The organism is Micromonospora sp. NPDC005205, from assembly GCF_040608275.1.
Taxonomy (GTDB): domain Bacteria; phylum Actinomycetota; class Actinomycetes; order Mycobacteriales; family Micromonosporaceae; genus Micromonospora.
Genome location: NZ_JBEXHV010000003.1, coordinates 301,682 through 314,166 on the forward strand (window position 1 = coordinate 301,682; position 12,485 = coordinate 314,166).

9 protein-coding genes are annotated in these 12,485 nt (G+C 71.3%); 5 read left to right on the forward strand and 4 right to left on the reverse strand.

From position 1 onward, the window contains the following. Nucleotides 1-18: 18 nt before the first annotated feature. The 4 genes from ABZU43_RS08800 to ABZU43_RS08815 form a co-directional block, all read right to left on the reverse strand. Nucleotides 19-3,000: a BTAD domain-containing putative transcriptional regulator gene (locus ABZU43_RS08800; RefSeq protein WP_355005912.1), complete on the reverse strand. Its 2,982-nt coding sequence runs from the start codon at nucleotides 2,998-3,000 to the stop codon at nucleotides 19-21. 259 nt (nucleotides 3,001-3,259) lie between these two features. Then, nucleotides 3,260-4,927: a fumarate hydratase gene (locus ABZU43_RS08805; RefSeq protein WP_355005913.1), complete on the reverse strand. Its 1,668-nt coding sequence runs from the start codon at nucleotides 4,925-4,927 to the stop codon at nucleotides 3,260-3,262. Between the two features lie 125 nt (nucleotides 4,928-5,052). Further along, nucleotides 5,053-6,465 carry a PQQ-binding-like beta-propeller repeat protein gene (locus tag ABZU43_RS08810; RefSeq protein ID WP_355006087.1) on the reverse strand — a complete coding sequence of 471 codons (1,413 nt, stop codon included), beginning with the start codon at nucleotides 6,463-6,465 and terminating at the stop codon, nucleotides 5,053-5,055. Between the two features lie 105 nt (nucleotides 6,466-6,570). Continuing rightward, complete coding sequence (locus ABZU43_RS08815; RefSeq protein WP_355005914.1) at nucleotides 6,571-7,074, reverse strand: Lrp/AsnC family transcriptional regulator; 504 nt, start codon at nucleotides 7,072-7,074, stop codon at nucleotides 6,571-6,573. Nucleotides 7,075-7,213: 139 nt separating this feature from the next. Between ABZU43_RS08815 and hppD the strand changes: the two genes are divergently transcribed. From hppD to ABZU43_RS08840, 5 genes are all read left to right on the forward strand, one after another. Further along, nucleotides 7,214-8,419, forward strand: a complete 1,206-nt coding sequence (gene hppD / locus ABZU43_RS08820; protein ID WP_355005915.1) for a 4-hydroxyphenylpyruvate dioxygenase — start codon at nucleotides 7,214-7,216, stop codon at nucleotides 8,417-8,419. Nucleotides 8,420-8,611: 192 nt separating this feature from the next. Next, nucleotides 8,612-9,604, forward strand: a complete 993-nt coding sequence (locus ABZU43_RS08825; protein ID WP_355005916.1) for an RDD family protein — start codon at nucleotides 8,612-8,614, stop codon at nucleotides 9,602-9,604. Further along, complete coding sequence (gene hisC, locus ABZU43_RS08830; RefSeq protein WP_355005917.1) at nucleotides 9,601-10,704, forward strand: histidinol-phosphate transaminase; 1,104 nt, start codon at nucleotides 9,601-9,603, stop codon at nucleotides 10,702-10,704. The genes ABZU43_RS08825 and hisC overlap by 4 nt, the downstream gene beginning before the upstream one ends. 140 nt (nucleotides 10,705-10,844) lie before the next feature. Then, nucleotides 10,845-11,399 (forward strand): hypothetical protein, encoded by a 555-nt coding sequence (locus ABZU43_RS08835; RefSeq protein ID WP_355005918.1) that lies wholly within the window; start codon nucleotides 10,845-10,847, stop codon nucleotides 11,397-11,399. 130 nt (nucleotides 11,400-11,529) lie between these two features. Beyond that, nucleotides 11,530-12,456: a hypothetical protein gene (locus ABZU43_RS08840; RefSeq protein ID WP_355005919.1), complete on the forward strand. Its 927-nt coding sequence runs from the start codon at nucleotides 11,530-11,532 to the stop codon at nucleotides 12,454-12,456. Nucleotides 12,457-12,485 lie beyond the last annotated feature (29 nt).

The window sequence follows — 12,485 nt, forward strand, 5'->3', positions numbered from 1 at the left end:
GGACCGCTCAGCGGCCCTTCAGCCCAACTCGGTGAGCAGTCGGCTCACCTCGTGCTGGTCCGGCGACTCGATCTGCTGGAACAGGTCCAGCGCGCGGATCCAGTGTGACCGGGCCGCATCCGGGTCGGTGTTCCGCAGACAGCGGGCGATCCCGTCCAGCGCGTGGGCCTGCTCGTGCCGGGCACCCATCCGGACGGCATCGGCGAGCACACGCCGGTGCAGGTCGACAGCGCTTGTGACGTCCCCCTGGTCGAGAAGCGCACGGGCCAGCAGGTTGCGCGACAAGCAGGCGCCGATGCGTTCTCCGGATTTCGTCACCACGGCCAGCGCCTCGCGGTGCAACATCGCGGCCTCCTCCGCCCGGCCCAGGATCCGCTCGATCGCGCCCAGTTCGTTGAGGACCTCGCCCTCACCGAAGCGGTTGCCCTCCCGGCGCTTGAATTGCAACGCCAGCCGTAGGAACCGGCGCGCGCCCGGGTAGTCGCCGAGTCGAGCCCGCACGGTTCCCAGGTGACCGAGGGCGTTGAACACGTTGTTCATGTCCCCGATCTCGCGGGCCAGGCCCAGCTGACACCGCGAGACCAGCCGCGACTCCGGATAGCGACCCCAAGCCAACAGCAACAGCGCCTGGTTGTTGAGTATCGCGATGACCTCCACCGGCTGGTCGCCGGCTGGGATGAGCGCCAGGCCTGCGGCGGAGTGGGCCATCGCGCGCGCCAACTCCCAGTTCGCTCCGTACGCGACGGTCAGGTTCCGACGGACTGTCACCTCACCACGTCGGTCGCCGAGCCGCTGACGCAGCCGGAGCGCGAGCTCCATCAACTCGATGGCCTCCGAAAACCGCCCGAGCCGGAAGTAGCCGGAGGAGAGATAGTTCTGCACAGTAGCGATGGCCCCCGCGTCGCCGAGTTGCTCGGCCGCGCGCAGTGCCACGGTGTGCGTGTCCACCAGTTCGTCCAAGTGGCCTTGCGAGTACAGGTAGAACCAGGATGTGCGAGCCAGCTGCCAGCAACGTTCCAGCTGCCCCTCGGCGGCGGCCAGCCGCACCAGCGCCGGCAGCGCGGCCCGGTTGGCGTCGAACCAGCCGGCGCCATCCGAAGCCGACGCTTGCACCAGGTCGGCTCGGGGAGCTTCCGGCAGCACCAGAGCAGATCGGCTGGCCACCGGCTCCATTCGACTGGAGATGGCGTGAGCCACGTGCAGGTGGTGATCAAGGAGTCGGACGGTCGCGGCCGTCCGGCTCTCTGCCGTCTCGCTGGTCTCCAACAGCTGCTGGGCGTACTCGCGCATGAGGTCGTGGAAGCGGAATCGGCCGAGTGCCGGTTCGTCGACGAGGTGCGAGTCGGCGAGACCGTCGAGGAGATCCTGGGCGTCGGGCAGGGGCAGGTCGACGACCGCCGCCGCCATCCGATCGTCGAACGACCCTTCCGGGTGCAGCGCCAACAGCCGGAACATCCGCTGCTGGTCGGGTTCGAGCTGCGCGTACGACAGGGAGAATGCCTGCCCGACGGACCGCTCGCCGGCCGACAGCGTGGTCAGGGTGTCCCGTCCGGGGGCGAGCCGCTCGGCCAGGTCGTGGACCTGCCACCGGGGCCGGTGGACGAGCCGGGCCCCCGCCAGCCGGATCGCCAGGGGCAGGTATCCGCAACGGCTGGTCACCTCGGCAGCCGCCTTCGGCTCGGCGGCGACCCGGTCGGCACCCAGCACCCGCCCGAGCAGCTCCACTGCCTCTTCGGGGTCCAGCACAGCCAACGACGTCGGCTTGCCACCGTCCAGCCCGACGAGCCGGCGGCGGCTGGTGATCAGGGTGAGGGTGTCCCGGCCGCTGGGCAGCAGCGGCGCGACCTGAGCGGCGCTTGCGGCATTGTCGAGGACCACGATCGCCCGCCGTCCGGACAGTTGGCTGCGCCACAGGGCGGCACGTTCGTCGGTGTCGGCGGGGATCCGGTCGCCGGGGACGTCGAGCTGGCGGAGTAGCGCGGCAAGGGCAGTGGTGGCCGGCAGCGGTGCTCGTTCGCTGTGCCCGTGCAGGTCGATGAAGAGGTGCGCGTCGGGATAGCGGTCCGCGAGCGCGGTGGCGATGTGTACGGCCAGCGTGGTCTTTCCGCTGCCCGCCATGCCGTCGACGAGTTGGATTCGGGCGTCGTCTTCCTCGATCTCCTTCACCAGTCGACCAAGCGTCTCCTGCCGTCCGGTGAAGTCGCTGATCGCTCGGGGCAGCGCCCGGACCTGGGTGAAGGACCGCTCCTCCGGGCGGGTCAGGGCCAGATCGCCGGCGAGTACGCGTTGGTGCAGCTCCTGCAACGCGGCACCCGGCTCGATGCCCAACTCGTCGGCGTAGAACCGCCGGCCCTCCCGGTACACCGCGAGCGCGTCGGCCTGCCGGCCCACCGACGACAGCGCCAACATCAGCTGGCCTCGCAGACGCTCCCGCAGCGGATGTCGATCGACGTCCTCGGCCAGTTCCCCAATCAACTCCGCGGCCCGCCCGAGGCGCAACTCGACCTCGACGCACTCCTCCAGCACAGACAGGCGTTGCTCGTCGAGCGTCTGCGCCCGCCGGCGGACGCTGCGGTTGGGGATGCCGCCGAGCGCCGGCCCGCGCCAGAGCGCCAGTGCCGCGCGGAGCCGCTCACCCGCCTCAGCCGGGCGGCCGGCCGCGGCGGCGGCCCGGGCTGCTTCGACCGTACGGGCGAAGACCTCGGCGTCCAGGTCGTTCGGGGCGGTGCGGACGCCGTACCCGACCGGGTCGGTGACGATGACATCCCCGGGCAGCCGCAACTCCGTGAAACGACGACGCAACCGCGACACACACGTCTGCAACTGGGCACGGGCGGTGGCCGGAGGCTCCTCCTCCCAGACCGCGTCGATCAACTCCTCCACCGGCACCAACCGACCGGCCCGGAGCAACAACATCGCGAGTACGACACGATCCCGACCTGCGGTGACAGTGGCCTCACCACCTCCGACCTGTAGAGGCCCCAGGATCCTGAACCGCATCTACTCCTCCACCCCTGTGGCACACCAACCAGCAGCGTAGTTCCGCTATTGCCGCCTGAGACAGCGCGGTGATAGTGATGTGAGAGCGGATCGACAGCGGTGCGCAGGACACTCCTTACAGGTTGTCGGTGACGGCATCCGACGGGGGCGGTGCGCCCGTCCCACCCCAGCGGGGCGGGCGTACCGATGTCGGCAGAGCACGGGCGACAGGACGGGCGCCGGGCGAGTTCGCCCGGCGCCCTTTCGCGTACCTGTCGGGTCAGCGGCGGCCGACGGTGAGCACCGGCTTGGTGACCTCGGCGAAGAAGTCGTTGCCCTTGTCGTCGACCACGATGAAGGCGGGGAAGTCCTCCACCTCGATCTTCCAGACCGCTTCCATGCCCAGCTCCGCGTATTCGAGGACCTCGACGTGCTTGATGCAGTCCTGGGCGAGGCGGGCTGCGGGGCCGCCGATCGAGCCGAGGTAGAAGCCACCGTGCTGCTGGCAGGAGCGGGTCACCTGACCCGACCGGTTGCCCTTGGCCAGCATCACCTGGGAGCCGCCGGCGGCCTGGAACTTCTCCACGTAGGCGTCCATCCGGCCGGCGGTGGTCGGGCCGAACGATCCGGACGCGTACCCCTCGGGGGTCTTCGCCGGGCCGGCGTAGTAGACCGCGTGGTCACGCAGGTACTGCGGCATCGGCTCCCCGGCGTCCAACCGCTCGGCGATCTTGGCGTGGGCGATGTCCCGGGCGACCACGAGCGGCCCGGAGAGCGAGAGACGCGTCTTCACCGGGTACTTCGACAGCTCCGCGCGGATCTCGTCCATCGGCCGGTTCAGGTCGACCCGGACGACCAGCTCGGCGTCGAGCGCCTCGTCGGTCACGTCGGGCAGGAACCGCGCCGGGTCGGTTTCGAGCCGCTCCAGCCACACACCCGACGGGGTGATCTTGGCGACGGCCTGGCGGTCCGCCGAGCAGGAGACGGCGATCGCCACCGGGCAGGACGCACCGTGCCGGGGCAACCGGACCACCCGTACGTCGTGGCAGAAGTACCGCCCACCGAACTGCGCGCCGATGCCGAAGTTGCGGGTCAGCTCCAGCACCTCCGCCTCCAGCTCCAGGTCGCGGAAGCCGTGCGCGCTCATCGAGCCGGCGGTAGGCAGCGCGTCGAGATACTTGGCGCTGGCGTACTTCGCGGTCTTCAGCGCGTACTCGGCGGAGGTGCCGCCGATGACGACGGCCAGGTGGTACGGCGGGCAGGCCGCGGTGCCGATCAGCCGCAGCTTCTCCTCCAGGAACTGCATCATCCGCGTCGGATTGAGCAGCGCCTTCGTCTCCTGGTAGAGGTACGACTTGTTGGCCGAGCCACCGCCCTTGGCCATGAACAGGAACTTGTACGCGTCGGGGTGCCCGTCCGGGTCCTCGGCGTACAGGTCCACCTGGGCGGGCAGGTTGCTGCCGGTGTTCCGCTCGTCCCACATGGTCAGCGGGGCGAGCTGGGAGTAGCGCAGATTGAGCTTGGTGTACGCCTGGTAGACACCCCGGGAGATGGCCTCCGTGTCGGCACCGTCGGTCAGCACGTGCCGACCACGTTTGCCCATCACGATGGCGGTGCCGGTGTCCTGACACATGGGCAGCACACCGCCGGCGGCGATGTTGGCGTTGCGCAGCAGGTCCAGCGCGACGAACCTGTCGTTCGGCGAGGCGGCCGGGTCGTCGATGATCGCCCGGAGCTGCGCCAGGTGCGCGGGGCGCAGGAAGTGCGCGATGTCGTGCATCGCCTCGGCGGTCAGCGCGGTGAGCGCTGCCGGTTCCACAGTGAGGAACCGACGGCCTCCCGGGCCGTGTACGACGTCCACGCCCTCGTCGGTGACCAGGCGATAGTCCGTCTGGTCGGGACCGGTCGGCAGCAGAGGGGCGTACGAGAATGCGGCGGCACTGCTCATGAGCGGCAAGCCTAGGGCAGACCGGTCGATCACTCCCACCCGCCGGGCGGGTCCTGGGACGCCGCTCTCATCCACCGGGCGCGCCGGGCCCGACCGCCATCCGGATCATGAGGCGGACGGCCCGCTCAGCCGTCCTTGCCGCCACCCGGGTCGGGGCAGAGTTCCCGCTTCGGCCCGCAGTCGTCGTCGTTGTCCGGCCCGCCGGGGCCGGGGCCGCCCGGCCCGGGATTCCCACCGTCGTCGGGAGGTCGGACGGGCGAGTTTCCGGACGCGCCGAAGCGGACGTACCCGATCTCCCGCCCCTCGCCGATGATCATGCCCTGCGACCCGACGGCGAGGGCGTTCGCCGAGGTACGCAGAACGGCCAACTCCCGGCCGGTGCGCGGGTCCAGTGCCACCAGCCGGGACGGCTTCTCGTCGGCCACCACCGCCGCGTACGGGGTGAGCGCGGCCCCGGCCTTGCCGCTGGCCTGCCGCGTCCAGAGCACCTTCTCGGTGCCCAGCTCACGGGCGATGACGGAGCGTTTGTCGGCGGCCCGGAACACCGCCGAACGGTCGTCCACCGCGATCAGCTTGGTGCCCGGCTCACCGACCCAGAGCAGCCGGCCGTCGTACCCGTCGATGACGGTCTCGCGGCCGTCCGGGGCGACACCGATCAGCACGTTGCGCGCACCCTGCGGGTCCTCGCGTTGCACGCAGCCGGCGGAGTCGGCGGTGCGTAGGTTGATGCCGGCCCGCTGCCAGGCCTCCTGCCCGGTCGCCGAGTCCCGGGCGGAGATGGCGAAGTAGCAGGTGCCGTCCTGGGATCGGGCGGAGATGCGCAACAGCCGGCCGCCCACCACGGAGAGCCGCTCCTCCCGGCCGGGCTCGACGTTCTGCAGCACCCGGCCGGTGGCGGTGTCGACCACGTGGACCCGACCGTCGACCGGGAAGCCCAGCAGCGGTGGCGCGGCTTCCGCCCCGGCCACGCCGTCGTCGATCCGGGTGGCGGTGAGCCGGCGGGTGCCGCGCAGACCCGGATTGTCGGCGAGCAGGCCGCTGTGCACCCCGGGCAGGAAGGCCGTCCAGAGCGGCGTCGTGCCACGCGGGTCCCAGGCGCTCAGGGTGCAGTCGGTGGCGTCCGTGCAGCTGGCATCGAGGAGCAGGTTGCGGTACGTCCAGACGGCCACCGCGTCATCGTCACGCCGCCGGGTCACCCCGGTCGTCGGGTCGAGCAGCTCGTACCCCTTGACCAGGAGCTTGCCCACGGCCACGACCGGATCCCGGTCACCACCCGCGACCGCCGCCCAGTCCGCCTTGCGCTCCCAGAGCTGGGCACCGGTGGCCAGGCTGCGGGCCTCGACCCGGGTGCGCTGCTCGACCACAACGGCGTCGCCGGCGATGGTCACGCTGCGCGGAGTGCCGCCGACCCGCTGCTGCCAGACCACGTCGGGCTCGGAGATGGGTTCGCTGCGGTCCACCCAGTCCCACAGGCCGGGGAACGGGTTCCACACGCCGGTCGCGGCGAGCGCGACGACCACGGCGAGGCCAAGCAGCAGCCCACCGCGCACGCTCCCCTTCGCCACCCGCACACCGTAGCCACGATCACGGATCTTCCGTACGCCCGCGCCGCCGTGTCGCCGCGCTTTCTGCGCTCGGAGGTGTTACAGCGCCCTTCCGTCCAGCCGAACAGCGCTGCGCACCAGCGGAAGCGTGCGGTAGGGGATCTGCTCGGCCAGCGCGATGATCGTCGAGGCGCGGGTGATGCCGGCGGACGAGACGATCTGGTCGATGACCCGTTGCAGGTCGGTGTTGGACCGGGCCACGATCCGGCAGAGCAGGTCGCTGGAGCCGGTGATGGTGTGTGCCTCCAGCACCTCGGGGATGGCGGCGAGGTGAGCGGTGACCGGGTCGTGACCGTGCCGCTGAGTGATCTCCAGGGTGACGAAGCTGGTCACCCCGAACCCGATCGCGGCCGGCGCGATCTCGGGGCCGAACCCCTTGATGACCTGCCGCTCGACGAGCTTGTCCAGCCTCGCCTGCACGGTGCCCCGGGCCACCCCGAGCCGCCGGGAGCACTCCAGCACCCCGATCCGCGGCTCCTCGGCGAGCAGTTCGATCAAGCGCACGTCGAGAGCGTCGAGCTGTACATTCTGCTCACCATTCATGAGTGACGACCATACCGAATGCGCAACCTGACCAGCATTTCTGCCAACAGTTGCCCACTCGATGCCGGGGCAGCGATCCTCGCCTCAAGAACCGACCACGGCGGCCCACAAGGCCGGCCGGTACGCGAGGGAGCCCACCATGACCCAGGCGATCGACCGACCCAAGTCGACCGAGGACGTCGACGTCGACCGGCTCGTCGGCGCTGTCGACCACGACATCAGCCACGACCCGTTCCCGGTCCGGGGCCTCGACCACGTGCACTTCCTGGTCGGCAACGCCAAGCAGGCCGCCCACTACTACTCCACCGCCTTCGGCATGACCTGCGTGGCGTACCGCGGCCCCGAGCAGGGCTACCGGGACCACGCCCAGTACGTGCTGACCAGCGGCTCGGCCCGGTTCGTGCTGACCGGCGCGGTGCGCCCGGACGCCGAGGGCGCCGAGCACGTGGCCCGGCACAGCGACGGGATCAGCGACATCGCGCTGGAGGTCCCGAACGTGGACGCCGCGTACGCGCACGCCATCGCGCAGGGCGCCACCAGCGTCGTCGAGCCGCACGACGTGACCGACGAGCACGGCACCGTCCGGATGGCCGCCATCGCCGCGTACGGCGACACCCGGCACACGCTGGTCGACCGGTCCCGCTACACCGGCCCGTTCCTGCCCGGCTTCGTGGCCCGGGGCCCGATCGTGGACCGGCAGCCGATGATCGACGCCGGCATCCAGCCGAAGCGCTTCTTCCAGGCCGTCGACCACGTCGTCGGCAACGTGGAGCTGGGCCGGATGGACGAGTGGGTCGAGTTCTACAAGCGGGTGATGGGCTTCTCCAACATGGCGGAGTTCGTCGGCGACGACATCGCCACCGACTACTCGGCGCTGATGAGCAAGGTCGTGGCGAACGGCACCCGCAAGGTGAAGTTCCCGCTGAACGAGCCGGCGATCGCCCGCAAGAAGTCCCAGATCGACGAGTACCTGGAGTTCTACCAGGGCCCGGGCGCGCAGCACATCGCCGTCGCCACCAACGACATCCTTGCCAGCGTCGACGCGATGCGCGCTGCCGGCCTGGAGTTCCTGGACACCCCGGACTCGTACTACGACGACCCCGAGCTGCGTGAGCGGATCGGCAAGGTGCGGGTGCCGATCGAGGAGCTGAAGGCCCGCAAGATCCTGGTCGACCGGGACGAAGACGGCTACCTGCTCCAGATCTTCACCAAGCCGGTGCAGGACCGTCCCACTGTCTTCTTCGAGCTGATCGAGCGGCACGGCTCGCTGGGCTTCGGCAAGGGCAACTTCAAGGCGCTCTTCCAGGCGATCGAGCGGGAGCAGGAAGCCCGCGGCAACCTGTAACACTTGCGAGCGTGACGCAACCTCCGTCGTACCCGACGCCGCCGGCCGGTGGGCCCCGACCCACCGCCGGCGGCTTCGCGCCGCAGCCCGGACCAAACCCCCAGGGGTACGCCCCGCAGTACCGCCATGCCGAGTTCGAGGGAACAGCCGTCGTTAAGGTGTCCCAGTGAGCGAGCGAAGCGGAGCGACGGCGTGAGTGTGCAACCCGGCTGGTACGTCGACCCCGCCGACACCGAGACCCGGCGTTACTGGGACGGCGAGGGCTGGCTCGGTGCGCCCATTCCCGTCGACGCGACTCCGCCGGACGGGCCGCCGCCCGCCGAGCCGCCGCCAGCGCCGGTCACCCCGGCCGCGCCGGCGGCGTCGACGACCCCCGAGTCGGCGACCGGCGCTCCGGGCTGGTCGCCCCAGCAGGGCCCACCCCCTGGGAACGGCCCGCAACCGGGGCACGGCCCGGGCTGGGGACCACAGGCCGGCCCTCCCGGCTGGGGCCCGCAGGGCGGTCCGTCGGGCTGGGCACCACCGGGTGCCCCTCCCGGCTGGGCGCCCCCTGCCGGTCACCCCGGCTGGCCCGGACGTCCGCCGGAGCCGCGACCGCACGGCTTCAGGTTGGCCGGCTACGGCCGTAGGTTGGTCGCCCGGCTGATCGACTTCGGTCTCGTCCTCGCACTGAACGTGGTTGTCAACGGCTGGTTCGTCTGGCGCTGGGCGCAGGAGTGGGCGCCGTACTGGCAGGAGGTCTTCCGTCGCGCGTCGCGCGGAGACACCTCCGCCGACGGCCTGCCGCTCCCCAGTGAGCAGGCGAATTCTCTGCTGGTGGCGATCCTGCTGATCGCCACCGCGCTCTGGCTGGCGTACGAGGTGCCGACGATGGCCTCCGGCGGGCAGACAGTCGGCAAGCGGGTGATGCGGATCCGGGCGGTGCCGATGGCCGCCGACCAGCCGCTGGGCGTCCGCCGGGCGCTGAGCCGCTGGAGCACGATGGGCCTGCCGACACTGCTCTGGTACTGCGCCGGGCTCGGCCTGGTGCTGCAACTGGTCGACGCCCTCTCCCCCCTCTTCGACCACCCCCTGCGCCAGGCGCTGCACGACAAGCGCGCACAGACGGTGGTCGTCGAAGTCCCCCAACACACCGACACCGCCCCCTCGAACGACCGCAACCAGCCCTCGGGAGACACCCCATGACCGACTCCGGACGTCACCAGCCGGCGCTGCGGCTGACCCGCGTCGACCTGGACGCGCTGCCCAGCTACGTGCCGGGGCGCAGCCCCGCCGACCTGGCCCGCGAGTTGGGCCTGCCGGAGGCCATCAAGCTGGCCAGCAACGAGGTGCCGTACGGCCCGCTGCCCGGCGTCGTGGAGGCGGTCACCGAGGCCATCACCACCTCGCACCGCTACCCGGACATGGGCGTGGTCGCGCTGCGCGACGCGCTGGCCCAGCGGTACGGGGTGGACGCCGACCGGATCGCCACCGGCTGCGGTTCGGTGGCGCTGGCCGAGCACCTGGTGCGTGCCACCTGCCTGCCCGGCGACGAGGTGCTCTACTCGTGGCGGTCCTTCGAGGCGTACCCGATCATCGTGGCGACCAGCGGCGCGACCAGCGTGCGGGTGCCCAACGACGCCGGGCACGGGCACGACCTGGCGGCGATGGCGGCGGCGGTGACCGACCGGACCCGGGTGATCTTCGTCTGCAACCCGAACAACCCCACCGGTACGGCGGTACGCCGCGCCGAACTGGACCGGTTCCTCGACGCGGTGCCGGACGACGTGCTGGTGGTCATCGACGAGGCGTACCGGGAGTTCGTCACCGACGCGGAGGTGCCGGACGGTCTCGACTACCTGGACCGGCCGAACGTGGCGGTGCTGCGCACGCTGTCGAAGGCGTGGGGGCTCGCCGGGCTGCGGATGGGGTGGCTCGTTGCCCAGCCGGTGGTGGCCGCCGCCATCCGCAAGGTGGCGACCCCGTTCTCCAGCAGCACGGCAGCTCAGGCCGGGGCGCTCGCCGCGCTGACCCAGGTGGCGGAGATGGAGCGCCGCTGCGCCCTGGTCGTCGCCGATCGGGACCGGGTCACCGAGGCGCTGCGCAAGTTCGTGCCCGAGGTGCCGACGAGCCAGGCCAACTTCGTCTGGCTGCCGCTGGGCGAGCGGGCCGTGGCGTTCGGCAAGGCGTGCGAGGCGCGCGGGGTGATCGTGCGGCCGTTCGCCGGGGACGGGGTCCGGGTCACCATCGGCACCCCGGCCGAGAACGACGCGTTCCTGGCTGCGGCCGAGGCCGCGCTGGCCTGAGCACCGACGATCTCCTGTGACCAACTGGTGACAGGTGGGTGATTTGTCCGCTTAATGCGTCACTTGCCCCTATCTTCCGAAGTAGCCGGCCGTGCCGAGGAGTCACGCCGGCTCACTTCGAGAAAACGGGGTAACGAACAGTGCGTACTGCCAAGATCTGTCTGGCCGGGGCGGCCGCAGCGGCGATGGTGGGCTTCCTCGCCGCGCCGGCTGCCGCCGCGCCCACCGACACCACCGACACCACCTTCGAGGTGCTCGCCGGCACCCTCGACATCGTCGCGCCGGCCACCGCCGACCTCGGCAACGGTGCCCCCGGTGGCGTCATCACCGGCCAGCTCGGCGTCGTGACGGTCACCGACTCGCGAGGTGCCGCCGATGCCTCCTGGGTCGCCTCGGTGACCGCGAGCGTCTTCCAGACCGGCGGCGGCTCACCGCCCGAGACGGTCCTCCCCGAGGAGATCGACTACTGGTCCGGCCCGGCAACGGCCACCACCGGCACGGGCACCTTCACGCCGGGGCAGGCCACCGCCGGCGACGCCCAGCCGCTGTCCAGCGTCACCCCGCTCACCGCGTTCACCCACAGTGGCGGTACCGGGGGCAACACCGCCAGCTGGAACCCCACCCTGGACGTCAACGTCCCGCTGGACAGCATCGCGGGCGTCTACACCGGCACGGTGACACATTCGGTGGCATAGCCGCCGGGGGCGGTCGACCATCGCTGTCGCCCTCGCCCTGTTCTGCCTCGCCGGTCCGGGTCTGTCGACCCGGGCCGGCGCGGTCGAACCGGAAGCGGGATCCGACGACGGCACCATCGGGATCCGGTTGTTGGAAGCCCCGACCGAACGCCGCGGCGACCCCCGGGCGCTGCGCTACATCGTCGACCACCTACCGCCGGGCACCACAATCAAGCGGCAACTGTTGATCGTCAATCGCACCGACCAGACCCGTCGGGTCGACGTGTATCCGGCGGCCGCGACCCTGAAGGATGCGGCGTTCCGTTTCGGCGAGGGTCGCGCCGAGAACGAGCTGACCTCCTGGGTCACCCTCGACGAGCGCTCAGTCGAGCTGGGGCCGTGGGGAGAGACCCGGGTCCGAGCGACAGTCACCGTGCCACCGACCGCCTCACAGGGCGAGCGGTACGCGGTGGTCTGGGCATCCACCGCCTCAACCCCACGGGCCGGCGGCGAGATCACGCAGGTCCACCGGGTCGGAGTCCGGATGTACCTCGACATCGGGCCCGGTGGCGAACCCGCCTCCGACTTCTCGATCGGCGAGGTACGCCCGGCCCGCAGCCCCGAGGGCGAACCGTCGGTGACCGTCCAGGTCAGCAACACCGGAGGCCGTGCGATCGACCTGACCGGCGCGGTCGTCCTGAGCGACGGTCCGGCCGGCAGTCGGGCCGGCCCGTTTCCGGTCGGGCAGGGCGTCACGCTGGCGCCGGGCGCCTCCGGGCACGTTATCGCCCGACTCCCGAACACGTTGCCGAACGGTCCCTGGAAGGCGGAGGTGAACCTGGAGAGCGGCCTGGTGAAGCGGAGCATCGCCGCGCAGGTCACGTTCCCCGACGCTGGTCAGGTCGGGAAACGGGGCGGTGTCGTCTCCCGGATGTTTTCCGGGTGGACCGTGGTGGCGACAGTAGTGGGGCTGCTGCTGGTCGTCGGCCTCGCCATGCTGGCCCGCCGGTCCCGCCGGGACGGTCGGCCTCGGCCTCCCACCAGCCGCCCGAGGGAGCGCACCCCGGCCGGCCGGTGATCGCGAACGGGCCAGCCCGACCACCGTCT